Origin of the sequence: Winslowiella iniecta (genome assembly GCF_001267535.1) — a bacterium.
GTDB lineage: Bacteria > Pseudomonadota > Gammaproteobacteria > Enterobacterales > Enterobacteriaceae > Erwinia > Erwinia iniecta.
Genome location: NZ_JRXE01000043.1, coordinates 1 through 26,718 on the forward strand (window position 1 = coordinate 1; position 26,718 = coordinate 26,718).

Annotated in this window: 24 protein-coding genes; 9 read left to right on the forward strand and 15 right to left on the reverse strand. The window is 54.7% G+C overall.

The features are described 5' to 3' along the window. A partial coding sequence (locus tag NG42_RS20885; RefSeq protein ID WP_052902833.1) for a chloride channel protein occupies positions 1 to 779 on the forward strand: 779 nt, incomplete at its 5' end. Between the two features lie 33 nt (positions 780 to 812). Here the strand turns inward: NG42_RS20885 and NG42_RS20890 are convergent. Next, positions 813 to 1,316 (reverse strand): M48 metallopeptidase family protein, encoded by a 504-nt coding sequence (locus NG42_RS20890; RefSeq protein WP_052902837.1) that lies wholly within the window; start codon positions 1,314 to 1,316, stop codon positions 813 to 815. Positions 1,317 to 1,414: 98 nt separating this feature from the next. On the opposite strand from NG42_RS20890, the gene rlmG reads away from it, so the two are divergent. Further along, positions 1,415 to 2,542, forward strand: a complete 1,128-nt coding sequence (gene rlmG / locus NG42_RS20895; protein ID WP_052902872.1) for a 23S rRNA (guanine(1835)-N(2))-methyltransferase RlmG — start codon at positions 1,415 to 1,417, stop codon at positions 2,540 to 2,542. A 30-nt stretch (positions 2,543 to 2,572) separates the two neighbouring features. Here the strand turns inward: rlmG and NG42_RS20900 are convergent, their stop codons facing one another. Beyond that, complete coding sequence (locus NG42_RS20900) at positions 2,573 to 4,594, reverse strand: NADPH-dependent 2,4-dienoyl-CoA reductase (RefSeq protein ID WP_052902839.1); 2,022 nt, start codon at positions 4,592 to 4,594, stop codon at positions 2,573 to 2,575. 288 nt (positions 4,595 to 4,882) lie between these two features. Here NG42_RS20900 and idnD point away from each other — a divergent pair, with 288 nt between their 5' ends. Genes idnD through NG42_RS20915 form a run of 3 tightly spaced genes read left to right on the forward strand, consistent with a single transcriptional unit; the run spans position 4,883 to position 8,056 of the window. Further along, positions 4,883 to 5,914: an L-idonate 5-dehydrogenase gene (idnD, locus tag NG42_RS20905; protein WP_052902840.1), complete on the forward strand. Its 1,032-nt coding sequence runs from the start codon at positions 4,883 to 4,885 to the stop codon at positions 5,912 to 5,914. Positions 5,915 to 5,926: 12 nt separating this feature from the next. Further along, positions 5,927 to 6,691: a gluconate 5-dehydrogenase gene (idnO, locus tag NG42_RS20910; RefSeq protein ID WP_052902841.1), complete on the forward strand. Its 765-nt coding sequence runs from the start codon at positions 5,927 to 5,929 to the stop codon at positions 6,689 to 6,691. 45 nt (positions 6,692 to 6,736) lie between these two features. After that, positions 6,737 to 8,056, forward strand: coding sequence for a gluconate:H+ symporter (locus NG42_RS20915; protein ID WP_052902842.1), 1,320 nt, complete (start codon positions 6,737 to 6,739; stop codon positions 8,054 to 8,056). A 45-nt stretch (positions 8,057 to 8,101) separates the two neighbouring features. On the opposite strand, the gene NG42_RS20920 is transcribed toward NG42_RS20915, so the two are convergent. The 8 genes from NG42_RS20920 to galB all read right to left on the reverse strand — a co-directional run bounded on the left by NG42_RS20920 (position 8,102) and on the right by galB (position 15,630). Further along, on the reverse strand, positions 8,102 to 9,424 hold the full coding sequence (locus NG42_RS20920) for a c-type cytochrome (protein ID WP_052902843.1): 1,323 nt from the start codon (positions 9,422 to 9,424) through the stop codon (positions 8,102 to 8,104). Between the two features lie 11 nt (positions 9,425 to 9,435). Then, a complete protein-coding gene (locus NG42_RS20925; protein WP_052902845.1) occupies positions 9,436 to 11,037 on the reverse strand; it encodes a GMC family oxidoreductase in 1,602 nt (533 codons plus the stop codon). Continuing rightward, entirely contained in the window at positions 11,030 to 11,560 is a 531-nt protein-coding gene (locus NG42_RS20930; protein WP_052902846.1) for a sugar dehydrogenase complex small subunit, read from the reverse strand. Before NG42_RS20930 ends, NG42_RS20925 begins: the two co-directional genes overlap by 8 nt. A 27-nt stretch (positions 11,561 to 11,587) precedes the next feature. After that, a complete protein-coding gene (locus NG42_RS20935) occupies positions 11,588 to 12,040 on the reverse strand; it encodes a GlcG/HbpS family heme-binding protein (RefSeq protein ID WP_053115948.1) in 453 nt (150 codons plus the stop codon). Positions 12,041 to 12,190: 150 nt separating this feature from the next. Then, a complete protein-coding gene (locus tag NG42_RS20940) occupies positions 12,191 to 13,072 on the reverse strand; it encodes an NAD(P)-dependent oxidoreductase (protein WP_052902847.1) in 882 nt (293 codons plus the stop codon). After that, positions 13,069 to 14,175, reverse strand: a complete 1,107-nt coding sequence (locus NG42_RS20945; protein ID WP_052902848.1) for a 4-oxalomesaconate tautomerase — start codon at positions 14,173 to 14,175, stop codon at positions 13,069 to 13,071. Before NG42_RS20945 ends, NG42_RS20940 begins: the two co-directional genes overlap by 4 nt. Position 14,176: 1 nt before the next feature. Continuing rightward, complete coding sequence (locus tag NG42_RS20950; RefSeq protein ID WP_052902849.1) at positions 14,177 to 14,890, reverse strand: 4-carboxy-4-hydroxy-2-oxoadipate aldolase/oxaloacetate decarboxylase; 714 nt, start codon at positions 14,888 to 14,890, stop codon at positions 14,177 to 14,179. After that, on the reverse strand, positions 14,887 to 15,630 hold the full coding sequence (galB, locus tag NG42_RS20955; RefSeq protein WP_052902851.1) for a 4-oxalmesaconate hydratase: 744 nt from the start codon (positions 15,628 to 15,630) through the stop codon (positions 14,887 to 14,889). The genes NG42_RS20950 and galB overlap by 4 nt, the downstream gene beginning before the upstream one ends. 132 nt (positions 15,631 to 15,762) lie before the next feature. Here galB and NG42_RS20960 point away from each other — a divergent pair, with 132 nt between their 5' ends. Then, positions 15,763 to 16,989, forward strand: coding sequence for a LysR family transcriptional regulator (locus NG42_RS20960; RefSeq protein ID WP_052902853.1), 1,227 nt, complete (start codon positions 15,763 to 15,765; stop codon positions 16,987 to 16,989). 143 nt (positions 16,990 to 17,132) lie between these two features. Here NG42_RS20960 and aroQ read toward each other — a convergent pair whose 3' ends face one another. From aroQ to NG42_RS20985, 5 genes are all read right to left on the reverse strand, one after another. After that, the gene (aroQ, locus tag NG42_RS20965; RefSeq protein WP_052902855.1) at positions 17,133 to 17,558 is read right to left on the reverse strand and encodes a type II 3-dehydroquinate dehydratase; all 426 of its coding nucleotides are present in this window, start codon (positions 17,556 to 17,558) and stop codon (positions 17,133 to 17,135) included. 9 nt (positions 17,559 to 17,567) lie between these two features. After that, positions 17,568 to 18,392: an amidohydrolase family protein gene (locus NG42_RS20970; protein WP_156322215.1), complete on the reverse strand. Its 825-nt coding sequence runs from the start codon at positions 18,390 to 18,392 to the stop codon at positions 17,568 to 17,570. A gap of 5 nt (positions 18,393 to 18,397) precedes the next feature. Next, positions 18,398 to 19,657 carry a gallate dioxygenase gene (locus NG42_RS20975; RefSeq protein WP_052902859.1) on the reverse strand — a complete coding sequence of 420 codons (1,260 nt, stop codon included), beginning with the start codon at positions 19,655 to 19,657 and terminating at the stop codon, positions 18,398 to 18,400. Positions 19,658 to 19,676: 19 nt separating this feature from the next. Continuing rightward, on the reverse strand, positions 19,677 to 21,056 hold the full coding sequence (locus tag NG42_RS20980; protein WP_052902861.1) for an MFS transporter: 1,380 nt from the start codon (positions 21,054 to 21,056) through the stop codon (positions 19,677 to 19,679). 307 nt (positions 21,057 to 21,363) lie between these two features. Continuing rightward, positions 21,364 to 22,089 carry a purine nucleoside phosphorylase YfiH/LACC1 family protein gene (locus NG42_RS20985; protein WP_052902863.1) on the reverse strand — a complete coding sequence of 242 codons (726 nt, stop codon included), beginning with the start codon at positions 22,087 to 22,089 and terminating at the stop codon, positions 21,364 to 21,366. Between the two features lie 686 nt (positions 22,090 to 22,775). Between NG42_RS20985 and NG42_RS20990 the strand changes: the two genes are divergently transcribed. The 3 genes from NG42_RS20990 (at position 22,776) to NG42_RS21000 (ending at position 26,565) form a co-directional block, all read left to right on the forward strand. Next, positions 22,776 to 23,411: a carbonic anhydrase gene (locus NG42_RS20990; RefSeq protein ID WP_072133276.1), complete on the forward strand. Its 636-nt coding sequence runs from the start codon at positions 22,776 to 22,778 to the stop codon at positions 23,409 to 23,411. Continuing rightward, positions 23,408 to 24,883 carry a SulP family inorganic anion transporter gene (locus NG42_RS20995; protein ID WP_052902868.1) on the forward strand — a complete coding sequence of 492 codons (1,476 nt, stop codon included), beginning with the start codon at positions 23,408 to 23,410 and terminating at the stop codon, positions 24,881 to 24,883. Before NG42_RS20990 ends, NG42_RS20995 begins: the two co-directional genes overlap by 4 nt. A gap of 257 nt (positions 24,884 to 25,140) precedes the next feature. Further along, positions 25,141 to 26,565 carry a GGDEF domain-containing protein gene (locus NG42_RS21000; protein ID WP_052902870.1) on the forward strand — a complete coding sequence of 475 codons (1,425 nt, stop codon included), beginning with the start codon at positions 25,141 to 25,143 and terminating at the stop codon, positions 26,563 to 26,565. Positions 26,566 to 26,718: the final 153 nt, after the last annotated feature.

Below are 26,718 nucleotides of genomic sequence, written 5' to 3' on the forward strand. Positions count from 1 at the left end.
AGGCGCTGCTGGTATTGCTGGTGCTGAAAATGGTGGCCACTGCGCTGTCGGTCGGCTCCAGCGCGGTCGGCGGGCTGTTTACGCCATCATTACTGATTGGCGCATTACTGGGCGTCGCCATCGCCACCGTCGCCAGTGCCGCAGGGCTACCGGCAGGCAATGTGCTGCTGTACGCAGCGATTGGGATGGCGGCGGTGCTGGCGTCCGTCAGCCAGGCGCCGCTGATGGCCATTATTATGGTGCTGGAGATGACGCTAAACAGCAGCCTGCTGTTTCCGCTGATGATCGCCTCAGTGCTGGCCTCAATGACGGTTTATCGTCTGCAATCCACCAGTACCTATCCGGTGGTCAGCCAGCATTTCAGTCGTTCTGATGCCTGGTTCGACTTTGATAACAGCATTATCTCGCAGTTTATCGTTCCCGGTGCCGCACTGTTGCCGGAAGAGTCGGTGAGGAAAGCGCTGGCGGTCAGCTCGCTGAAGCGTGAGCGCTTTGTTTATATTGTGAATCAGTACGGTCAGTTTCTCGGTGTGGTGTCGATTCACGATATCTCGCGCAAGATACTGGATGGCGAAATCACCCTTGATTCGCCGGTCAGCGTGGTGACGGACGGCGATTTTCCGTTTATCTGTGCCAATCAGACTATCCGCGAAGGCTGGGAAGCCTTTGCACAGGTTACGCTGGAACGCCTGCCGGTGCTGAATAATCCACTGGAAAGAAAATTTCTCGGTGCGCTGACAAAAACCAGTCTGATTCAGAAAGCGAAGGACTTTATTTAAGCGGGCGCAGCTAATCTGCGCCCACATCCCCGATTAGGCCGCGTTACCGCGCAGCGCTTGCTCGGTCAGCCATAAGCGGGTATCAAACTCGTACTGATGGTAGTTCGGTTCCATATGGCAGCAGAGCTGGTAAAAGGCTTTGCTGTGATCTTTCTCTTTAATATGTGCCAGCTCGTGCACCACGATCATCCGCAGAAAGGCTTCGGGCGCACTTTTAAAGATGGTCGCCACGCGGATTTCCGCTTTGGCTTTCAGTTTGCCGCCCTGCACGCGGGAAACCGCCGTATGCAAACCCAGCGCATGTTTCATCACTTTGATTTTACTGTCATAGGCCACTTTATTCAGCGGTGCGGCGTTGCGCAGATAACTGTTTTTCAGATCCAGCGCGTACTCATATAGCGCTTTGTCGCTGGTAATATTGTGGCTGTCCGGATAGCGTTTCTGCAATACTTCCGCTAAACGTTGCTGTTCAATCAGGCTGCGCACCTGGCTGAGTAGTGATTCAGGGTATCCCTGTAAATAGATTAACGATGACATCAGGACTCCTGGATCAATAGAAAGTGATCCCTTGTGGGTATATACTGCGCCCCCCTTCAGGGGTTTGAATGCGCAAATATTATCATGCCGGAGATCCAATGAGCCAACTCGAACTGAGCAACCGCACGCTGACGCTGCATCGCTTCCCGCAAATGGATGACGAGAGTCCGCTGCAGGCCTGGGATGCCGCAGATGAATATTTGCTGCAGCAGCCCTTACCGACAGACGGTAGCGGCCCAATCCTGATCTTTAACGACAGCTTCGGCGCGCTGGCCTGCGCTTTGAGCGAGCATCAGGTTTACAGCGTGGGTGACTCGCTGATGAGTCAGCTGGCGACGCGTAATAATTTACGTCACAACGGGCTGGATGAAGATAACGTCACTTTTGTTGATAGCCTGTCGGCACTGCCTACTGCGCCTTCCTGCGTACTGATTAAAATCCCGAAAACGCTGGCTCTGCTTGAGCATCAGCTGCGCGCACTGCGCCAGGTGGTCACGCCAGACACGCTGATTATTGCCGGTGCCAAAGCGAAAGATATTCATAATTCGACGCTGCAACTGTTTGAACGTGTGCTGGGTAACAGTAAAACCTCACTGGCGTGGAAAAAAGCGCGGCTGGTTTACAGCACCTTCAGCAATCCAGTGCTGAAAGAGAGTGAGGTTATTAACGTCTGGCCGCTGGATGGCACGTCGTATCAGATTCATAACCACGCCAATGTGTTTTCGCGCAACGGCCTGGATATTGGCGCACGCTTCTTTATGGAGTATCTGCCGGAAAATATCGAAGGTGAGATTGTCGATCTTGGCTGTGGCAACGGGGTAATTGGTCTGCTGGCGCTGGAGCAAAATCCACAGGCAGACGTGCATTTTGTTGACGAGTCGTCGATGGCGGTGGCCTCAAGTCGCCTGAATGTGGAGACTAACCGGCCGGACGATCTCAGCCGCAGCCACTTCGCGGTGAATAACTCGCTGAGCGGTTTCCCGTCCGATCGCCTGCATGCGGTACTCTGCAACCCGCCATTCCATCAGCAAAGTGCGATTCACGATCATATCGCCTGGCAGATGCTGAATGATGCGCGTCGCTGCCTGCAATACGGCGGTGAGTTGCGTATCGTTGGCAACCGTCATCTCGGTTATTACCAGAAGATGAAGAAGCTGTTTGGTAACTGCACCACCGTGGCATCCAATCAGAAATTTGTGATTTTGCGCTCGGTGAAATTGCGTTAAATTATTGAAAGGGCGGCGAAAATGCCGCCCCTACATTTCTAACGCTAATCGCGTTCCCTGTGCAATCGCCCGCCGCGCATCCAGTTCCATTGCCACATCGGCACCACCAATAATATGTATCTGAATCCCCATTGCGCTTAACGGTGCGGCCAGCTCGCGTCTGGACTCTTGTCCGGCACAAATCACTACATTATCCACCGCCAGGATTTGCGGCTGACCGTCGCGCAGAATATGTAATCCGTTATCGTCGATGCGCTGATACTGCACGTCGCCCCACATTTTGACGCCATGCGCTTGCAGGCTGGCGCGGTGAATCCAGCCGGTGGTTTTCCCCAGCGTTGCGCCGGGTTTGCCCGCTTTACGTTGCAACAGATAAATCTCGCGCGGACTGGCGGGTAGCTGCCCGCCTTCAGGCTTCAGCCCACCCGGATGTTGCAGCGAACGATCAATGCCCCACTGGCGGCAGAAAGCCTCTGGATCAAGGCTGACAGGATGACCGCTGTTGCAGAGGTATTCAGCAGTATCAAAACCAATGCCGCCCGCGCCGATAATCGCCACGCGTTTTCCCACCGGTTTTTTATCGCGAATCACCCCAAGGTAACTCAGTACGCTGGGATGATCGATTCCCTCAATCGCTGGCGTGCGCGGCACAATGCCGGTGGCGAGAATCACTTCGTCAAACGCCGCCAGCTCGCTGCTGTCTGCCCACTGATTTAGCCGCAGCGTGACGCCGTTCAGCGCCAGTTGCCGCCGATAGTAGCGCAGCGTTTCATTGAACTCTTCTTTGCCGGGGATCTGGCGTGCAATATTAAATTGTCCGCCGATATCACTGGCGGCATCAAATAGCGTGACCTGATGGCCGCGTGCGGCGGCATTCACGGCAAACGCCAGTCCGGCCGGGCCTGCGCCCACTACTGCCAGCTTTTTCGGCCGCTCAGCCGCCGTCATCGTCATCAGCGTTTCATGGCAGGCGCGCGGATTCACCAGGCAAGAAGTGACTTTTCCGGCAAAAATCTGATCGAGACAGGCCTGATTGCAACCGATACAGGTGTTGATCTCATCCGCACGGTTCTGCTGCGCTTTCAGCACAAATTCCGCGTCGGCCAGAAACGGGCGCGCCATGGAAATCATATCTGCGCAGCCCTCATCCAGCAGGGTTTGCGCCACATCAGGATGATTGATGCGGTTAGTGGTAATTAGCGGCAAAGTGACATGCTGTTTCAGTGTTTGGGTAACCCAGCCAAAGGCGGCACGCGGCACCGAGGTGGCAATGGTCGGCACCCGGGCTTCATGCCAGCCAATGCCGGTATTAATCAGCGTGGCACCCGCTTGCTCGATGGCTTTTGCCAGCTGAATGGTCTGATCAAGAGTATTGCCATCCTCCACCAGGTCGAGCATCGACAAACGCCAGATAATAATAAATTCGTCACCCACTGCGGCACGGACCGCACGCAAAATCTCAAGGGCAAAGCGCATCCTGCGCTCGAAATCGCCGCCCCAGGGGTCGTCGCGCTGGTTAGTGCGGGCGACCAGAAACTGGTTAATCAGATAACCTTCCGAACCCATAATCTCGACGCCATCATAACCGGCCTGCTGCGCTAAGCGGGCGCAGCGCGCAAAATCAGCGATGATGCGCAGGATCTCCTGATGACTTAGCATCTGCGGCTTAAACGGGTTGATCGGGGCCTGTAACGGGGAAGGAGCCACCAACGCGGGTTGATAGCTGTAGCGCCCGGCATGCAGGATCTGTAAGGCAATTTTGCCACCAGCCTGATGGACCGCCTCAGTGACCGGACGATGATGCGCCAGTTGCTGCTCGTCATTCAGCACCGATCCGCCAGCCACCACCACGCCTTCAGGCGAAGGCGCAATACCACCGGTGACAATCAGCGCCACGCCAGCCCGTGCGCGTTCCGCGTAAAACGCCGCCAGCCGCGCGGCACCGTCAGGATGTTCTTCCAGCCCGGTGTGCATGGAACCCATCAGTACGCGGTTTTTTAGCTGGGTAAAACCGAGATCGAGGGGTGAGAAAAGCGAAGGCGCTGATTGCATACGGGTGTCCACCAGGAATGTTGCCAGAATGTTATGTGGTCGGATGAGTTGAATGTAGCTTCTGACGGCTGAAAAGCGCAACTGTCGCGCATCAGGGTGTGAGGTGCTTCAAAGAAACGCGCACTTTTTATGGGGATCTGCATCGCGCTTTAGGTCGCGCAAAGCCAAACCTGGTTCACGTTATGCGTAACATCAATTTCGTAACAGCGTTTAAAGTGATCTGCTTCACAGTTTTGTCGGGTCGAAAACTATCTGATGTGCCTCAAAGAGTGATTTCCAGAGGTAACGATGAATACAACAACGCAGTCCTGCGTGATAAACGGCAAACAGCAGGTTGAAGTTATCAGCCAGCAAGTCAGTTATCAGGGCGAAGGTACGCTGGTACGCATTACCCGTGGCGGTATTTGCGGTTCCGACCTTCATTACTATCAGCATGGAAAAGTCGGCAGCTACGAAATCAAAATGCCAATGATTCTCGGCCATGAAGTGATTGGCGTGGTGGTGAAAAGTGACGATCCGGCATTGAAAGAGCAGCAAAAAGTGGCGATCAACCCGTCAAAGCCCTGTGGCAGTTGTAAATATTGCCTGAACGAGGAAGAGAACCAGTGCGTCAGCATGCGCTTCTTCGGCAGCGCGATGTATTTTCCGCATGTCGACGGCGGCTTTACTCAATACAAAGTGGTCGACACTGCCCAGTGCGTGCCTTTTCCCGCTGACGCTGATGAAACGGTCATGGTGTTCGCCGAACCGCTGGCGGTCTGTATTCATGCTGCCAGTCAGGCGGGCGAACTGAGTGGCAAGAAGGTGTTTATCTCCGGCGTTGGCCCAATTGGTTGCCTGATTGCCGCTGCGGCCAAAGCTAAAGGCGCGAGCGAAATCGTCTGTGCTGATGTCAGTGAGCGTTCGCTGAAAATGGCGGAAAAGATGGGGGCGACGCGGGTGATGGATGCCGCCAGCGGTGATTTTACCGCTTACCTGGCAGAAAAAGGCTATTTCGATGTGTCGTTTGAAGCGTCCGGACACCCTTCCTCAATTCAACGCTGTCTCGACGTCACCCGTGCCAAAGGCACGCTGGTACAGGTTGGTATGGGCGGCGCAGTGCCAAATTTCCCGATTATGACCTTGATCGCTAAAGAGATAAAACTGGTGGGTTCGTTCCGCTTTACCCACGAATTTACTACCGCCGTTGAGTGGTTAGCCACTGGCACCGTCGATCCGCTGCCGCTGTTCAGTGGCGAATATCGCTGGGAAGAGATCGATGCCGCATTACAGTTTGCCGGTGATAAACAACAAGCGGCAAAAGTTCAGCTGACTTTCTGATTGGGGAATATGATGAGCATTCTTTTTTCTTTGCATAACAAACGCGTACTGATTACCGGCTCTGGTCGTGGCATTGGTTTTTTACTGGCAAAAGGGCTGGCGGAAGCGGGCGCAGAAGTGATTATTAACGCCACCACCGAGGCTGGCGCGCAGCATGCCGCTGCTCAGCTGACCGAGCTGGGACATAAAGCCCACGCGATGGCGTTCGATGTCACGCAGTCGGCGGCGGTGAATGCGGCGATTGAACAGATCGAAAGCCAGATTGGCGCGATTGATGTGCTGGTTAATAACGCCGGAATTCAGCGCCGACGCCCGTTTCTTGAGTTCCCGGAGCAGGACTGGAACGAAGTGATTGCAGTTAACCAGACGGCGGTGTTCCTTGTTTCACAGGCGGTGGCACGCAAGATGGTCAGCCGTCAGCGCGGCAAAATTATCAATATTGGCTCGATGCAGAGCGAACTGGGTCGCGACACTATTACGCCGTATGCCGCCTCAAAAGGTGCTGTAACCATGTTAACGCGCGGCATGTGCGTCGAGCTGGCGCGTCATAATATCCAGGTTAACGGCATTGCGCCCGGCTACTTTAAAACCGAAATGACCCAGGCGCTGGCAGATGACGAAGCTTTTACCGGCTGGCTGACCAAACGTACTCCGGCGGCGCGCTGGGGCAATCCGGAAGAGCTAATTGGTGCTGCGGTGTTTTTATCCACTAAAGCCTCTGATTTTGTGAACGGCCACCTGCTTTTCGTTGATGGTGGTATGCGGGTTGCGGTTTAAACAACTAAACCTGTAGTGACCTGTACCCCTTGAAGGAAACTTTCTATGCCGATAACCATAATAGCGGCAGGCGTGATTCTGCTTTTGGTGTTGATGATTGTTTTTAAGGTAAACGGCTTTATTGCACTGGTTTTTGTGGCGGCGGTGGTGGCGATCGCCGAAGGTATGACGCCGCTGGAAGCGGTGGCGTCAATCCAGAAAGGCATTGGCGGCACGCTGGGCAGTCTGGCGTTGATCCTTGGTTTCGGCGCCATGCTGGGCAGACTGGTATCCGATACTGGTGCCGCCCAGCGCGTTGCTACCACGCTGATCGCCGCTTTTGGTAAACAGCGCCTGCAGTGGGCGCTGATGATTACCGGTCTGATTGTCGGGCTGGCGATGTTCTATGAAGTGGGCTTTGTGCTGTTGCTGCCGCTGGTGTTTACCGTGGTGGCGGCGGCACAGATGCCGCTGCTGTATGTTGGCGTGCCGATGGTGGCCGCGCTGTCGGTTACGCACTGTTTCCTGCCGCCGCATCCGGGGCCAACGGCGATCGCCACCATCTTTGGGGCGAACCTCGGCACGACGCTGCTGTACGGCATGATGATTACCATTCCCACAGTGATCGTTGCCGGGCCGATCTTCTCGACATTCCTGAAGAGTTTTGAAAGAACGCCACCGGAAGGGCTGTTTAATCCAAAAATCTTTGAAGATCATGAAATGCCGGGCTTCTGGACCAGTATTTTTGCCGCAGTGATCCCGGTGATTCTGATGGCGGTGGCGGCGGTATTTGAGCTGACCATGCCGAAAGAGAACCCGGTGCGCCAGTTCTTTGAGTTTATTGGTAATCCGGCGGTGGCGCTGTTTATCGCGGTGGTGATTGCGGTGTTTACCCTTGGCTTACGCAATGGCCGTAAGATGGAAGAGGTGATGGACATGTGCGGCGACTCGATTGCTGCCATCGCCATGATTGTGTTTATTATCGCCGGTGGCGGCGCCTTTAAACAGGTGCTGGTGGACAGCGGTGTGGGCGACTATATCGCTGATATGATGAGAGACTCTTCGTTGTCGCCACTGCTGATGTGCTGGACGGTCGCGGCCATGCTGCGCATTGCCCTCGGTTCGGCGACGGTTGCCGCGATTACCACTGCCGGTATTGTCACGCCAATTATTGCCGTCACCCATGCAGACCCGGCACTGATGGTGCTGGCGGTCGGTTCCGGTAGCGTTATTGCGTCACACGTTAACGATCCGGGTTTCTGGCTGTTTAAGGGTTACTTTAATCTGACGGTGGTGGAAACGCTGAAGACCTGGACGGTGATGGAAACGCTGATCTCGATCCTGGGTTTAGCTGGCGTACTGATTTTGAATACGATCATTCATTAATGGATTGTCCGGGCGGATTGTTCCCCGCCCGGCTGTTTGTCAAGATTAAGGCTGATCGCCCTGTGCGAAACGGGCAGGTGACGGTAGTTGCGCATCGCTGCGCAGCTTCGACACCTCTTTCGCGGTAACCGTTGCGGCGGCGGGATTACCAAACTGCTTGCTGACGTAGTTAGTCAGATCGGCAACCTGTTGGTCACTCAGCTCAGCGGCAAACGCGGGCATCAGAATTTCACCCTGCGTCATATGACGGCGCACGCCATTCAGTATCACCGACTGCACATTACGACTGTCGGCGGCACCGGTACTGGTGTGGTTGAACAGTGACGGATAAGCATGGAAACCCTCACCTTTACCGCCTCCGTCAGCGCCGTGACAGCTGGCGCAGTTACCGACAAACAACACCGCTCCGGCATTGTCAGCCCGCTGCTGCGCAGTTGCGCCACGAAGTAACACCGCATCCTGCGTCGGTTTGCCCCAGGCTTCACGCGGCTGAGTCTGCTGCTTATCCGCCATCGGTTTCACCGTGCGCAGATAGGTGGCGATATCATGCAGATCGCTGTCCGGCAGATATTGCAGGCTGTGTTCAATCGCTTCGGCCATCGGGCCGGAAGCGCTGGCACGTCCGGCCACATTCCCGGTTTTCAGGTAATCGACCAGCTCCTGTTCTGACCAGCTGCCGATACCGGCATCGCGATCCGGGGTGATATTGAATGCGATCCAGCCGCCAAGATCGCCACCGGCCAGCGGCTTATCATTGTCCATCCCCATCGTCAGGTTGCGTGGCGTGTGACAGGTGCCGCAGTGCTCAAGGGCTTCAACCAGATAGCGGCCATTATTCCACTGCGCGCTTTGCGCCGGATCGGCTTGCAGCTCGCCTTCATTAAAGTTGAACAACTTCCAGAAATGCATGCCCCAGCGCTGATTAAACGGGAACGGCAGATCGGTTTTCGGTGAGGCTTCATGAACGCCCGGCAGCGACATTAAGTACGCTTTAATCGCCAGCACATCGTCGCGTTTCATTTTGGTAAATGAGTCGTAAGGCATCGCCGGATAAAGTTGCTGCCCGTCTTTACCGACGCCATCGCGCACCGCGGCGACAAACTCGTCATCACTCCAGTTACCAATACCGTACTGCTTATCCGAAGAGATATTGGTGCCAAAGATCTGACCAAACGGCGTGCTGACGGCAAATCCGCCGCCAAACAGCGGGCCATTGGTCGAAGTATGACAGGCGGTACAGTCGGCCGCGCGCGCAAGGTATTCACCGCGCTTAATCTGATCGGCGTTGGCAATCGCCTGGTCGGCCAGCGCAGCGGCACTTTGCGTCAGTGCCAGCGCCATCACTACCGTGTTTAACAGTCGTTTCATGCTGTTCTCCCTTACAAGCTTTTCAGCACGCTGTCGGCCATCCGCAGCGCCAGAGCGGTGCCGGTCAGCGTCGAGTTCACGGTGGAAGCGGATGGCATAATGCCGGTGCCGGCGATAAACAGATTCTCGTGGTCATGAGTACGACAGTTGCCGTCGACCACCGAGTCGCGTGGATCGCTGCCCATAATCATGGTGCCGGTAATATGCTGGTTGTTGTCATACACGCCGCGCTGGCTGTAAACCGCTTCGCTGCCGCCCATCTGTTTAACGATGCGCTGGAAATCGAGCATTGACTGGTCATAACCACGATGCACGTATTCCGGGAATTTGTACCAGACTTCCAGTTTCGGAATGCCCCAGGCATCTTTCTCCGTTTTGCTGAGTGTCACGCGGTTTTCCGGTTCTGGCAGCATCTCCAGCAGGCATTTCAGCAGTACGTAACGCTCTGACTGATAAGCCAGTTTTTCGTTAAGCGCCTTGCCGTAATAACCCTGGCGAATCAGGCGTTCGGTGAGATAACGCACCGGCGAAGTGTTGGCGAGGTCGATACGCAGCGCCGAACGCTCACCACGGAAGTCTCCGTCGCGCAGGTTGTTAATACTGCCCGGACGCATCGGCCCACGGCCAAACCACACCGGTTCATCGGCGTAAAACTCGACGGAAGAACCCGGATGATCCATCAGGTTGCGACCGACCATACCGGAGCTGTTGGCAATCCCGTTCGGGAAGCGATCGCTGGTGGAGAGCAGCAAGATTTTCGGACTTTCAATGCCGTTAGCGGTCAGTACAAATTGCTTGCCGGTCACACGGTGGCTGACTTTGTTGCGGTCGAGATAGTGCACCGCCTGAATGGTGCCGCGATCGTCGGCTTCAATGCGATACACCACCGCATTGGCGACAATTTTGACGCCGGCATCCAGTGCCTTACGCGCGGAAATACCGCCGTGATATTGCGCATCAATCGGGCATACCGGCATACAGTTATTGTTGCCGCAGCAGGCCGGACGACCGTCATAAGGAATACTGTTACGCGCCTGCGGACCAATGCCAACGTCGTAGCCAAGACCGGCCACACGCTGCTTAATCCGTTCAAAACCATACGGCAGCGGAATGCCCGGAATCGGATACGGGCGTGAGCGCGGTGACTGCAAATCGTCATCACCCGAGACGCCCATCTGGTACTCCGCATCGCAGTAATACGGTTCCAGCTCGGCGTAGGAGATCGGCCAGTCGCGGCCAATGCCGTACAGTGAGCGAATCTTCATATCGTTGGGTAGCAGGCGGAAAGCCTGACCGGCCCAGTGCCAGGTGGTGCCGCCAATACCGCGCAGATACTGGGCGCGATAGGCATCCGGGCCTTTCTGGATCAGATAGTTATTATCTTTCGGCACAAATTTTGGCTGGGGTGCCCACGGCTCGGGCGGGTAGGGTTCAGTAAAGTCGCCTTTAAACGGTGAGTTGCGGAAATACTCCACCGCCTCATCGCGTTTGATTTCCGGCCCGGACTCCAGCATCAGCACTGACGCTCCGGCTTTTGCCATTTTCAGCGCGGCCAGCGAACCGGCAATACCGGCACCAATCACTACCACATCAGCATGTAAAGCTTCAGACATTTTTTCCTGTCTCCTTATGTGGCGGTTGTGTCCAGAAATTGGGTTCGCCAGGGGCATAACTTGGCGGCGTCAGCGAATCACGCAGCAGGGCGTAGCTGACGATATTTTCAAAGGCGATACATTCGGGTTTGCTCTGACCGACGACGCCGAGATACCAGCCGGAGACCAGCGCCTGATACAGTTCGCGCAGCGGCTCAGGCTGGCTGGCGAGTAGCGACAGCAGTGCCGCGCCATTACTGTCTTGCTGCTGATTAAGCAGCGCGGCCAGCTGGTCAATCTGCTGATCCAGCTGTGGAAATTGCTGATACAACCAGCTGTATAAACGCTGTGACAGCAGGGCATCGGGCTGCTCAATACCGGTCAGTTGCGTGGAGAGGGTAAGAAAATGTTTGGGCATATTGACGGCAGAGGCCAGCGGTGGCGCAGCAAAAGCTGAGCTGAGCGGCAGCAGATTATGCAGAACGCCAGCCACCAAAAGGCCCGCCGTCCCGGTTAATAACCGGCGGCGTGTAAGGGTAACCATGGAACTTCCTGTTTGTGAGTGGTGTTATTATTTCAGTGACTGAGCCGCAGCTTCTGACGACTGATTATCCAGTTCCTGTTTTGGTGTACTGACGCCGACGGCGCCGACCACTTCACCATTGAGGGTTAACGGGAAACCGCCACCGAGCGCGACCGCGTGCGGTATTGCCAGGACGGTGGTTTCGCCATTTTGCAAACGTTGCATAAATTTCAGCGAGGGCGCGCGGTAAAGCGCAGAGGTACGGGCTTTGCCAATTGAAGCATCCACACAGCCGAGCGGCGCGCCGTCAAACCGCTGAAATGCCATCAGCGTGCCGCTGGCATCCACTACCGCGACGCAGCCAACGCTTTTCTGCGTGCTAAGGCTGTTTTTGACGCTGGCAATCACCTGATTAGCCTGAGTATTATTGAGTTGAGCGGCACTGGCAGAGCCAGCGCTTAGCGCCAGCAGCGCAGCGGCAAGAGTGACGGGTAATTTCATGGTGTTGTTTTCCAGTAACAATAAAATCTTGATCTGTAGTGAGGGCTAACTTTTAATTAGCCCGCTATCTATTTATGCGCGTTACGCTACGACGTTATCAAAATGTTAACAATGTGATATAAATAAAACTCATACCTTTATTCATGCTTATCATGGCTTTGCATAAATCTTATCCAGAGTCTGTTGCCAGACGAATGGCGTAAGCTCGGCATACTGCATATCGCGCTGTGCCAGTGCATCCACCAGCCCCTGCTGTGTCGCCACGGTCGCCTGGCTCATGGCGGCAGGGACATCGACGTCATTCAGGGTTTTCACCACTTCCTGCATCTCTTCGGCGCGGCGTTTACCGTGCTCGGCTACCCGACTGATCAGATAGTGTGGGAAAGCGTCATCCCAGCCGAGTGAAGGGAAACTGGCGTGCAGCGAATCCAGCACCGCCTGTTCCACGCCATACTGACGTGCTGCGCTCAGACATTCGGTGGTCAGCGCCTCCAGCCCTTTAATCATCACGCTGCGGCACATTTTGATGGCGGAAGCCTCACCGACCTCGGTGCTGCGAAAGCGCGCATTAAATCCCAGCGCATTCAGTTGTTCAGTACAGCGTTCGGCAGTCGCTCCGCCGAGCAGCAGCGGTGTTGACAGCCGTTTTGGCGGCACCGGCGCCATTACTGCAACATCAATATAGTGAGCGCCAACGCTTTCAATGATTTCTGCCGCCGCCCGTTTGGTATTGGGCGCGACGGAATTGAGGTCGAGAAAGGTTTGCCGGGATTGCAGCAGTGGGGCGGCTTGCTGCGCCAGCGTCAGTGCATTGGCGGCGGTAACGGCAGAAAACACCAGTGATGCATCGGTCAGGGCATCAGCCAGTGACGTGGCGGCGCGCACGCCAGTCTGCTGCGCTTTATCGTGCAGCGCCTGACGGGAGTCCGTTAATAGTTTGCTGTCCCAGACGGTAACGCGATGTGCTGACGCCAGTTCCTGCGCCAGAATGCTGCCCGCTTCGCCGAAGCCGACAATAGCAATGTTAGTCATCCTTTTTCTCCTGATTTCGCGGCAGATACCGGCCAGATGTCGCCCGGTATCTGCACATTTCCGTCAAATAGTGCGCGTGCGCTGCGCAACAATCCGCAGCCGACAATCTGCTTTTGTTTATCCAGCGTCAGTAACACGCTGAATTCACCGCTGGGGTGTTCAACGCTAAGACGCTGTTGCTGACCAGAAGCGGTGCGTGCCAGTCCTTGCGTGATGCTGCCGGCAATCAGGCAGGCGCTGGCGACGCTGACTGCGCCCAGCACGCCAATTGAGGCGTGGCAACGATGGGGAATAAAAGTGCGGCTGGTGATCGCGCCACCGTCACGCGGCTCGGCGACCAGCGTCATTTTCGGCACCGTGCGCTGGCTGACATCGCCCAGATTCATCTTCGGCCCGGCCTGCAAGCGGATAGATTCCAGCCGCTGTTTCAGTTCGCTGTCGTTATCCAGCTGTTCACGGCTCTCAAAGCCGGTGCGGCCAACATCCGCCGCGCGCAGTAACACTACCGGCATACCATTATCGATACAGGTCACGGCAACCCCATCAAAACGATCCTGCGGGTGACCAGTCGGCAGCAGCGCGCCGCAGCTCGATCCGGCAATGTCCTGAAAATTCAGTACGATCTGTGCCGCGCTGCCGGGAACGCCGTCGATCTGTAAATCACCGTCATAAGCGATCTCGCCATCAGGCGTCGGGATCTGCGCTTCGGCGATCTGCCCGGTGTTCTGCATAAAGATGCGCACCGACGTGCTGCCTCGCCGGGCGGCAACCAGCCCGCGCTCGATGGCAAAAGGGCCGACTGCAGCCAGCACATTGCCGCAGTTCTGGCCATAATCGACCCGCGCCTGATCGACATTGACCTGAGCGAACAGGTAATCGACATCCGCATCTTCACGCTCTGACGCCTGCACGATCGCCACTTTGCTGGTCAGCGGATCGGCACCGCCAATACCGTCGATCTGGCGTGGATCGGGCGATCCCATTACCGCCAGCAGCACCCGATCGCGAAGCGCCGGATCGTCCGGCAGATCGCTGGCAACAAAGCAGGCGGCTTTCGAGGTGCCGCCGCGCATCAACAGGCAGGGAATTCGGCGCTGGCGCATATCAATCCTCCAGCTGTTCAAGGCTGTCGAGATAGCGCAACCCTTTTTCGGCCAGTCGTGGACGCATATTGTAGATATCCAGCCCCAGTTCACCGCGCGCCATCCGGGCGCGTTTGCTCTCTTCCGCATCGGCACGTTGACGGCTGGCAGCCACCACCTGACTGGCTTTCTCACGCGCTACAATCACCACGCCGTCATCGTCAGCCACCACCACATCGCCGGGCCAGACCAACTGACCGGCGCATACCAGCGGCACGTTGACTGAGCCGATGGTCTCTTTAACCGTGCCCTGCGCGTAGACCGCACGTGACCAGACGGCAAAGCCCATTTCACGCAGGGTACGGCTGTCACGAATGCCGAGATCGCCGACTAAGCCGCGCACGCCACGCGACTGCAATGACGTCGCCAGCAGGTCGCCAAAGAAACCGTCAATACACGGGGAAGTGGGTGCGACCACCAGGATATCGCCCGGCTGGCACTGTTCAACCGCGACATGAAACATCCAGTTATCGCCTGGTGCCACCAGTACCGTCACTGCGCTACCGGCGATAGCGCAATCGCGCTGAATCGGACGAATGGCCGCATCCAGCAGCCCGTGGCGACCCTGAGCTTCATGCACCGTTGCCACGCCGAATTCCGCCAGCGCATCGACATCCTGCTCTGCGGCACGCTTGATATTGCGTACCACGACGCCTTTTTTGCCGATCATGCTCATGCCAGATCTCCCGTTACGCGTGGGAAGATGCTCTGATAACCTTCGGCGAAAACAATATTGCGGGTGCTGGTGATGCCGACATTGCGCTTGGCCTGCACGCCGCGCTGCTGCGCCACGCGGGTGTAGTATTCCCACAGATGTTCCTGACCGGCCATGCACTGAATCGCCTGATATTTTTTGTCCCACACGTCGGTGATATCCAGCAGCACATCTGGCTTCCAGTTGCACTGTTCCGGCTGATGCGGCTCAAAGCAGTAAACCGGTGGCGCACCAATAATCGGTTCACCCGGACGATAACCTTCGGCCTGCGCGATAATGCGTGCTTCCTGCGCCAGATTGGTCGCCATTGGGTGATCGTAGTTGTAGGGATCCTGTAGCGAGTGGGTCAGCACAAAGTGTGGCTGTACGCGGCGATAGACATCGGCAAGGCGGAACAGGGTCTGTTTATCGGCGCGTAGCGGATAGTCGCCGAGGTCGAAAAATTCAATGCTGGCACCGAGGATATCGGCAGCGGCATGGGCTTCCTCACGACGCGAGGCTTTTACCTGCTCTTCGGTCATGCTGCTGCCTTTGCGCCACAGCTTTGCTGACTCGCCGCGTTCGCCGAAAGAGAGGCAGACAACATGTACGTCATAGCCCAGAGTGCTATGTAACGCAATCGCGCCGCCTGCCCGCCAGACGAAGTCAGCTGAGTGGGCGCTGACAACCAGTGCGGTTTTTTTTGTAGTGTGCTCAGTCATAATCGGATTCCTTCGCTGTTTTTTTTCCATGCTGTCACTCTGGCTGGCAAGGGGATAATTCATTTGATTGCAGCAGGTATGCGTTTTATTTATATTCCCCGTTCGGCAGGACAGGATTCAGGAGCGATAAATATGCAGGAAAACACTACCCATGAACTGGTAAACCTGATGCAAATCAGGGCGTTCAGTCAGGTTGTCGCGCAGGGGAGTGTGTCGCGTGCGGCCGATGAATTATTTCGTACTCAGTCGGCAATTACGCGTTCAATTCGTGATCTGGAGCTCACTTTAGCCGTGCCGCTTTTTGAGCGGCATGCTGGTGGCATGTTGCTGACCGACTTCGGCAAATGCGTATTGCCGCGTGCCCATCGTGCGATTGCGGAACTGCATCAAATCCCGACATTGCTGGCGAAACTGATGGGGAAAAGCAGTTCCAGTCGGCTGGATACCGAACCGCTGTATCTGTTTAACGTTCGTCGCCTGCAAATCTTTGTCATGCTGTGCCAGACGCACCATATGCAGACGGTGGCCACGCTACTGGGACTGAGCCAGCCTGCGGTCAGTGCGGCGCTGAAAGTGCTGGAGCATGGCGCAGGAATGGCGCTGCTGGAGCGTACACCGCACGGCATGATGCCGTCGCTGGCCGGGCAGGAGATTGAAGCCAATATTCGGCGTGCGCTGAATGAATTACGTCATATTCCGGCGGATATTGCCGCGCGTCGTGGCGTGCTGGAAGGCACGGTGCGGGTCGGCGCACTGCCGCTCGGGCGTACCCGACTGCTGCCGCAGGCGATTATTGCGCTGACGTCGCGCTACCCTGGCGTTAAAGTCGTGACCAATGAAAGTGCCTTTGGTGCACTGGCCAGCGAGATGCGCGCGGGTGATATCGATTTTATTTTTGGTGCACTGCGCGGCAGTGACTATGCGGCGGATGCTACCAGCGAAACGCTGTTTGCTGAGGATATGGTGATCCTCGCGCGTCACGATCATCCGCTGGCGCAGCGCAAAGTGGAAAATCAGGATTTACGCAGTGCGCGCTGGGTATTGCCGCGCTCGGCAACACCGGGACGTCGTCTGCTGGATAACTGTTTTCTGGCGATGGGCATCCCGGCGCCGGATCCGGTGGTGGAAACCGGCGATCTGGCGTTGTTACGCGGCTTGCTGTTGAACTCCGATATGCTGGCGGCGGTGTCGGCGCATCAGCTGGAGTATGAGATAGCTTCCGGTCAGCTGGTGGCGTTATCGGTGACACTGCCGGATACCGGCAGGGCGATAGGGCTGACTTTTCGCGCCGGATGCCTGCACTCTCCGGCGGCCGAAGCGTTGATCGGTTGTTTACGTGAGGTGGCGGGCGTAAATTAAACACCTCACCTACAAGTAACTGATATTAATGAAATAATGTAGGGGAGCCGTTTTCGGCTCCCGTTTTGATGGCATTCAGGGTGCAAACCTTCGGCACGGGCGGCGAGAACGCCTCCCCAACGTAAGCTGTTGAATCCCTGAGATTATCGCGCCGCTTCCATCAACGCATACTGATAACCGCGAATGCCGTAACCACAAATCACCCCTTTCGCCACATCGGACAAAAATGAGTGATGGCGGAACGGTTCGCGTTTATGCACATTGGTGATATGCACTTCATACAGCGGCAGCGCGACGGCAGTAACCGCATCGCGGATGGCGACCGAGGTATGGGTCCAGGCGGCGGGATTAATCACCAGCGCATGACCATCAAGACGTGACTGCTGAATCCAGTCGATCATCTCGCCTTCATGATTAGTCTGGCGAAATTCAATCGCCACATCCAGCTGCGCGGCGGTCGTGCGGCACAGCTCCTCGATGGTTGCCAGCGTATCTGAGCCGTAGGTCTCCGGCTCGCGGGTGCCCAGTAAATTAAGATTCGGTCCGTTCAGGACATAAATAGTTTTCATCTTTTCTCCTCAGAGTCCAAAGCCAAACAGGCGCTGCGGCGTATGCCATAAAATCTGACGGCGCGTTTGCTCATCGGGGAATAACGTCTCCAGCAGCAGCAGTTGCGTGCCCATATCCATTCGCTCACTGGCGCGCAGGAACGGCCAGTCAGAACCCCACATGCAGTTTTCTGCGCCAAACGCGTTTAACAGCGCGTGCAGGTAAGGGTGACCATCGCGATAAGGCCATGCCTCGCGGGAAAACTTCGCCAGTCCGGAAAGTTTCACCGCACTGCGGCCATTGTCTGCCAGCGACAGTAACGCCTGGAAAGCCGGTTGCTGTACGCCAGCAGTGACATCAGGCCGCCCGGAATGGTCGATTAACAAGCGTGCATGGCTGCGTTGCAGCAGCGGCATTAATGCCAGCAGCTGATCGTCCTGCACCTGAACCTGAGCATACATATCCAGCTCGGCCAGTCGCGCCATCAGTCCGTCAAGTTGCAAAAACGGCTCAACGCCAAGCATCGCCACATTCATGGCGATACCGACTACACCCTGGGCTTTCAATGTCGCCAGTCGGTCACTGTCGATATCGAATGGGGTAACCGCAATCCCTTTAAATTTGCCACTTCCCTGTTTCAGCGTTGCCAGCAGGCAGCGGTTGTCAGTGTTGTACGCCGATGTCGGGCCGACGATCAGTGAATGCTGAATGTTATAGGCTTCCATTACCGCCTGGTAATAAGCTGGCGTGGCCAGTTCATGCCCGTCCGGATGGTATCCGCTCTCCGTCGCGTAGGGAAAATTCGCCGGATCGAAAACATGATGATGGCAGTCGATAATGGGTTGTAATGAAATAGACATCAGGCTGATTTCCCTGCCACTGAATAAAGTACCTGCTGATTACGTGTTTTCTGGAACTCTTCCAGCGAGACGCCGCGCATCGCCGAATAGATATGTAGATTGGACACGCCAACCACCGCGCCCAGTTTCTCCAGTAAGAAGAAGCTGACGCCATAATGAATCATGCCGCGCCAGTCGAGGTTGTCCAGCAACTGTTGTTCTTCGGCGGTCAGCCCGGCTTCAGCATACAACGCTTTCGGTTCGTTGCGGAACCGCTCACGCCATGCCGGCTGGATCATCCGGTGCAGAAAACGGTTAATGCGGATGGCTTTAAGGCTACGTGCATGGGTAAACGGATAGGTACCAGGTAATTTTTCCACGCCATCAAGCTGGGCATTGATTTTATCGCGCTGGCGCTGGTGGACATCGACCGGGGCTTCACGCGCCTGGTTTTCCAGAATCAGCGTGGCGATGCCGGTCATCGATGGCAGATAGTAAGCTTCATGCAGCTTTTCAACATTCGCCGAAAGCGCGCCGCGCATCACTAACCACATAATGATCTCTGCGCCTTCCAGCCCGCCAAGGGTGGCGTATTCTGCCAGCGTCATCTCGGTCAGACGCTCCGGGTCATTGACCAGCATATCGATAAATTGCGCATCCCATTCCGGGTTGTTAAAGCCACAGCGCTCGCCGTGTACCTGATGCGAAACGCCGCCGGTAGCAATCACCGCTACCTTGAGATCTTCCGGAAAACTTTCTACCGCACGACGCAGTGCCTGGCCGAGTTTAAAACAGCGGCGTGCGCTGGGGATCGGGAACTGCAATACGCCAACCTGTAACGGCACTACGGTCGTTGGCCAGCCATCCTGACACGGCATCAGCGCTGATAAGGGAGAAAACAGGCCGTGATCCAGCGGCTTGTCCTGGAAGAACGACATATCAAATTCGTCCGCCATCAGGCTGGCACCTATATGATGGGACAGTGCCGCATGGCCTTTAATTGGCGGTAAATCGCGTGGACCGCCGCCTTCATCGGCAACGGCATACTGATCGTCAATCCCCAGCACAAACGCTGAGTAGTGATCAAAGAAAAACGACGTGACATGATCGTTAAACACATACAGCAGCACGTCTGGTTTTTTCTCTTCCAGCCAGCGCTGCATCGGCGCGAAGCCGTCGAAAATAGGCGCCCATGCGCTCTCTTGCTGCTTGTTATGATCGACTGCAAAGCCGATTGTGGGGGTATGAGAAACCGCCAGACCGCCGATGATTTTTGCCATTGTTGACCTCTTACTTCACTTATCGATTATTCATGGTGCGCGACAGCGCAGGAAGATCGTTAAGATCGATCCCTTTCACCTGCTGCTGAGTGCGCGCTTTTTTATGACGGGTGATCACGATCGCTGCCAGTAAAGCCGGGAGTGACAAAATGATAAAGATGCTTGTCTCTCCCGGGAAAACGCCAAGCAATACACCGCCAAGCGAGGAACTAAGAATCGCGCCGCTGCGACCGATGCCGTGCATCCAGCAGACTCCGGTGGCGCGCATTTCTGTTGGGTAGTAAGCCGGCGAGAACGCCTGCAAACCGGTTTGCGCCCCGTTAATACAGACACCGCTAAAGAACACTAACAGCGCCAGCACTTCCGGGCCGAAACCAAAAATGCCTTGTGACAGCAGGCTACAGCAGCCGAGAAAATAGAAGCTGCCAATCACATATTTCGCCTGCAGACGATCCATCAGACTACCGACTAACAGACCACCGACGGTGCCGCCCAGCTGGAACAGGCCAGCGACGATAGCCGCCCGTTCCAGCGAGACGCCGCCGGTGCGCATAATGGTCGGTAACCAGCCATTCAGTAGATAGATAACAAATAAACCCATAAAATAGGTCGTCCACAGCACCACGGTGCCTCTGGCGTAGCCGCGACTGAACAGTTGCAGTACCGGCGCTTGTTTCGGGATGACTGGCGCATTAAGGACAAAAGCGGTATTAGCCTTAAACTGACCCCCGATACGCGTCAGCGCGGCGGCAATCTTGTCGCGCGAGATATTGCGCACCACCATATACATCGCCGATTCCGGCAGAATCCACAGCAGCAGTGGCAACATCAGTAGCGGAATAATACCGCCAAAGCAGAGCACCGCTTTCCAGCCAAAGGTCGGCAGCAGTCCGGCGGCAATAAATCCGCCCAGGCCTGAACCGATATTAAAGCCGCTGTACATCAGGGTGATCATCAGGCTGCGGCGGCGCTCCGGCATATATTCAGAGACCAGCGTCACACAGTTCGGCATGACGGCCCCCAGTCCTAATCCGGTGAGGAAGCGCAAAAACGCCATCTCCATTGGTGAGCGGGCGAAGGCGCTAAGCAGACTAAAGCTGGCGAAACAGAGGATCGACAGCAGCAGGACGCGCTTGCGACCAAAACGATCCGACCAGGGGCCCGCTATCAGTGCGCCGAGCGCGACGCCAAACATCGCGCACCCCAGAATTGGGCCCATTTCGGCACGGGACATGCCCCAGTCCTCAATCAGCGCCGGGGCGATAAAGCCCATGACTGCCGCATCATAGCCATCAAACATAATGATGATGAAGCAAAGGGCTAATATCAGCCATTGGTAGCCGGATATCGGGCGGGAATCGATCCACTCCTTTACGTCGACAATATCGTGGTTGCTCATAGGGTACGCTCTCAATTTTTTTTATTAATACGTGATCGGGTTAAAATTTTTTCTACGTTGCATAACTGGCAGTCCAGACTGTTAACACCAACACGTAATGCGATTTTATAATTTTTTATTTTTAAAACAATTGTTTATATGGTTAACGATTTTCATCGTTGTTACCACGTTAGGGTGCTGTTACGGCTTTGTCTGCCATAAAATCGTTATAGAGGTATGAGTTTTGTTTATTTAGCGAGCAGAGTTGCAAGGTGAAATAAGGAGGGGGAAGGGACGGGGAAAACGGCGTTTACCCGTCACCAGTGGCTCAGTTGCAGCGTTGAATCCATGAATAGCGTGCAGCATAGCCGTCACGGAAGTGGGTGTTACGACGATAACTGGCATGTGGCTCGGCCATACAATAGGTGCAGACCTCCAGTATCTCTATCTGTGCGGCCGGGATACCGCGCTGGTGCAGCATCTGTCTGGCTAAGCCCGGCAGATCAAACCAGATGCCCTGAGTGTGTGCCTCCGCTTGTGGCCGTAACGCCCGTGAATTGCGCGGTTGTTGCTGTTGCCACGTCGGTGTTTGTCTCAGCAGTGCATTATTTTGCATCTCATCCAGCACCTCATGACCCAGTTCGTAACAGCACGGTCCAATCGCCGGTCCTATTGCGAAATGCAGGCTGTCAGTGCGGGCACCTAGCGCCAACAGGCGGTCAATGGCGCTGAACAGCACGCCAGCCAGTGCACCTTTCAGCCCTGCATGCACCGCCGCAACGTGATGCATCCGATCATCGGCAACCAGCACCGGCAGGCAATCAGCGGTATAAATCGCCACCGGACGCGTGGTGACACCAATCACGCCATCTGCATCACAGCTTTTGGCCGGAACCGCTTGTTCATCCAGTACCACCGCCGCGCTATGGCGTTGATGCGCAAATGCGCTGTTATCCGGCGGCGCTGCACCGGCGGGCAGGAAAGCATGTTCCAGCCAGCCAAGGCCGGCCAGCAATGAGGAAGAGCGGGAATTTGCTGTGGCAGAATCTGGCATGATGCGATCCTTGTTATCATGAATGACAGTATGTCTGTTCACGATAAATTACGCCTTAACAGCACCATTTATAAAGCTTTTCCTGAGCAATAGTTGATAAACAAAGATGATTTTTCGCGGTTGGCTGGCGGGAGACGGGATTTGTCGAACGGGGCGGCAAGGGAATCAATCTAATTAATGGCATAATTAAGTGTTTTACTAAATATCACTCTCTGTATTGTTCAATTGCCCATAATAATTTAATTGATTTTCTGATATGTGCAGAATAATTCACTGTGGCAGGCAGTTGATAAATAATATATGGGATTGTAGTGCATTATTGAGACTGTTGTCTTTATTAATATACCCGTATCAATACTGTTGATATATTTATTAGGGTAGTTGAGATGCAACTTTGATAATAACCAATTGAAATTACACTGTTTTGACTGGGTGCTTATCAGGCCGATGATTACAAGTGCTATCCTGCTAATTTACTTAAAAAATACATTAAATTTAAATAAAATTACAATTGAATTTTTATTTGTCTTTATGAGAGTTTTCCTAATACTCTATTAATCTGTTCAGTGTTAGAAATTATTTCATTAACGGTAAGTCTGCCGTGAGTGCATGTGTTATTTCGAAAGTGAGATTGCGCAATTTATCTGTCGCCCAGGTATAAGCCTGATTGTAGCCATAGAGAGACTATTATTTTGACGACACTTAAACCCCTGTTAGCTAAGAATCGCAGTTGGGCATTACAACGGCGCCAGCGTAATCCGAAGTATTTCGATAAGTATCTGCATCAGCAGAAACCGCACTCGTTATGGATAGGATGCTCTGATAGCCGCGTACCCGCTGAGGTACTGACTGGCGCACATCCCGGAGAGCTATTTGTACATCGTAATATTGCCAATATGGTGATCGAAAACGATGACAACTTTATGAGCGTGCTGCAATACGCGCTGGAATATCTCAACGTCTCGCGCATTGTGCTGTGCGGTCATTATGGCTGCGGCGGCGTGCAGGCGGCGGTGGCATTGCCCGACAGCCCGCTGGCGGATGAAAATTCCCCGCTGGCGCGGCGAATTACGCAACTGCGGGCGTCGCTGTCATCCGGTTTAACGGCATTTCACGCCGATAAAGACGAGGAGAGTGCACGGCAAAACCGACTGGTTGAAGCCAATGTTATTGCGCAGTTTGCCCGGCTGGTGGTCACCGAACCGGTGAAAAAAGCCTGGCAACAGGGCGTCGAGCTGGATGTTTTCGGCTGCGTGTACGATTTGCAGTCGGGGCATCTTAAAGAGTTAATTCAGCAATCTACAGAGGAACCCTCACCATGAATCTGAGAACGCTTCGTCAGGATATTCCTGCCGGTCTCGTTGTGTTTCTGGTGGCGTTGCCGTTATGTCTGGGCATCGCGCAAGCCAGTGGTTTACCGCCATTTGTCGGGTTGTTAACCGGTGTTATCGGTGGATTGATTGTTACTTCACTCAGCCCGTCGCGTTTTGCGGTCAGCGGGCCGGCGGCCGGGCTGGTAACCATTGTGGTCGCCGCCATTGCGACACTTGGCTCTTTCTCCGCTTTCCTGCTGGCGCTGGTGCTTGCCGGCGTCCTGCAATTTCTGTTTGGCGTGCTTCGCGCCGGGCGTTTTATCACTCTGGTGCCGGGCAGCGTGATCAAGGGAATGCTGGCTGCTATCGGTATTTTACTGATTATGCAGCAGATTCCGGTGGCGTTGGGAGCGGCAGAAGAGAGCAGTCTGTCGGCGCTGTTTAGCGGTGATTTTAGTTTCTCCTCATCAGCCATTGCGGTAGCCGCCATCGGATTGTTGATTCTGTGGTTGTGGACCACGCCGTTGGTCACGCGGATAAAAGGCCTTAACTGGGTACCTGGCCCGCTGATTGCGGTGTTGTTTGGTTGTCTGGCGACGGTGTTTGGCGATCGCATTCATCCGGAATTTATCAGCAGCCTGCCGCGCATTACACTGCCCGAGTTTGACAGTCCTGCCGCGCTGACCCGCGAACTGGAACGACCGGACTGGCAGGCATGGCGAAATCCTTCGGTGTATGTGGTTGCGGTAACTCTGGCGCTGGTCGCCAGCCTGGAAACGCTGCTCAGCCAGGAAGCGCTGAAAAAATTGCGGCCGCAAAACCCGCCGCCATCGCCGGATAAAGAGATGCGCGCGCAAGGTGTCGGTAATATGTTGGCGGGTTTCCTCGGTGGCTTACCGATAACCGCAGTGATTGTGCGCAGTTCAGTCAACGTCAATGCCGGGGCGCAGAGCAAGCTCTCGATTCTGCTGCACGGGGTGCTGCTGGTGGTCTGTGGGTTGTACTTCGGTCAGTTACTGAATGCAATTCCGCTGGCAAGTCTTGCGGCGGTGTTGTTGTATACCGGTTATAAACTGGCAACACCACGGCTGTTTATCGAACAGTTTCGCATGGGGGCGCAGCAGTTTGTGCCGTTTATTGTCACCATTGTCGGAATAATCGTCTTTGGTATGCTGGCCGGTATCGGTCTCGGTATTGCCACGCAGATTCTCTACAGCGTATATAAAAGCCATCGCAACGCGTTGCAGCTTACCCGCTATGACGATCATTACGTGTTGCGCTTCCAGCAGAACCTGACATTTATGCATAATCCGCGTTTGCAAAATTTGCTGGCCGAGATCCCAGAAAATAGTGTCGTAATCGTCGATCATGATAATGCGGAATATATCGATCCTGATGTTAAAGCGGTACTGAAAGACTTTAGCGAAAATGCTGACGACCGTGGGATTAAGCTAAGTCAGTGGCCGGTTGCGGTTAAATAATCTGACCCCTTCCTCCTCGGCTCAAAGCGGGTGCCATCGTCCTGATGGCACCCGCTTTGTTATAACTGTTGCCGTTTTGCCTGTGATAACATCCTGAGCACTGCAACCAGGAATAATCTTACCAATCCATAATAATCAGAATAATATTTTGCTTATCTTTGTTTAGTTGGGTAAACGTCACTTTCATTTAGCACACCGGTCATAACCTCAGACAACATTGAGGCTAAGCAGGGGAAATATTATGGGTATCAGGGTATATGCGAATCAATCTGCTTGGTGAAAATAATAATAAAGCCAATGCCTTAACTGTCTTTGTCGTGACCGCGCTGTTCTGTTTTATCGGCGGGCACTTGCGTATGCCGCAGGAGCTGTCACTGTTCTGGCCGGTTAATGCACTGCTGGCGGGAATGATCGTCCGCTTCCCCTTCCTGCATCGCAGCGGAATCTATCTGATTAGCTATCTGGCAATGGTATTAAACGATTTGGTATTTTCTGGTTGGGCATCCCAGTCATTTACTATCAACTTTGCCAATATTATTTTTATTTTCATTGTTGCCAGCCTGTTGATTAAACACAGTATGCCGGTTGTCGGTTTACGTCGTCCGGGCAAAGCATTACAGATTTTTCCCGCTTGCTTGCTGGGATCCCTGCTGAGTGCTACGTGGGGAACACTGGCCGAAGGGGCGACAATCGGCGAAAACTTTTTGCCGGTCTGGAGTGACTGGGTCAGTGAGCAGTTCTCTACGGGCGTGCTGTTATTACCTTTTCTGTTGACCTTGCCTGCGCGATTTAGCCTGCATTTATCGTCATATCGCCTAAAAAAACTGTTACCGGCAGTGGCGGTGATGGTGTCAATCATTGCTGCCGCGTTGATTGACGGTGCCGGCAGCCTGACATTCCCGCTGCCGGCGCTGATCTGGTGCGCAATTGTTTATCCCATCACCGTCACCAGTCTGATTACGCTGATAACCGGCGTCACCGAGATTGTGCTGGTGGTGAACGGAGTCATGAACATTCAGGGCAATGATGAGTTGCTGGCAATGAGTTATCTGGTTTCTGCCCGGCTCGGCATTGCGACAGTTGCTATTAGTCCGCTGATTGTGGCGGTCAGTATGGATGCCATTTTGCAGCTTAATAAGCAGCTGGCACTGCGCGCCAATTACGATTTTCTCACCCGGCTGCTCTCGCGATCCGGTATGTATGAACAGCTGCGCCAGATGGATGATAGCGCGCCAGGCAACTTGCATAGCGCGGGCGTGATGCTGGTAGATATCGATTATTTTAAAGCGATTAACGACAGTTTTGGCCACGATTCCGGTGATGCGGTGCTGGAGGAGATCGCGAGCCGGATGCGTTCAGTGATCGGTGATCAGGGGATGCTATGCCGCTTCGGTGGTGAAGAGTTTGTGGTGGTATTTTTTAATCACGAACGGGCCGCGCTGTTTCAGATCGCCGAGCAGATTCGCCACGCCATCATCATGCGTAAATTCTTGCTGCAGGGGAATACCGTTGGTATCACCGTCAGTATTGGCATAGCCAGTAAAACCCGGCCGGAAACGAACCGTGTCGAAACGGTTAACGCATTAATTTCTGCGGCCGATAAGCGGCTCTATCACTCGAAACGTAACGGACGCAATCAGACCTCGCCACTTGTTGAAACGGAATCAGAACAGCCTCTTTAACCCACTTGTCCGCAGCTTACCGCTGCGGGCGCTCTGCTGGCAGACGCAAAAATTATTTAACAAGTTGGCAAATTCTTTCCGCTATCTGTGAAAACGTTCCTCTCGTATTGTTAGCTCCAGCAGCACAACACTAACCGAAAACAATACCCTGAG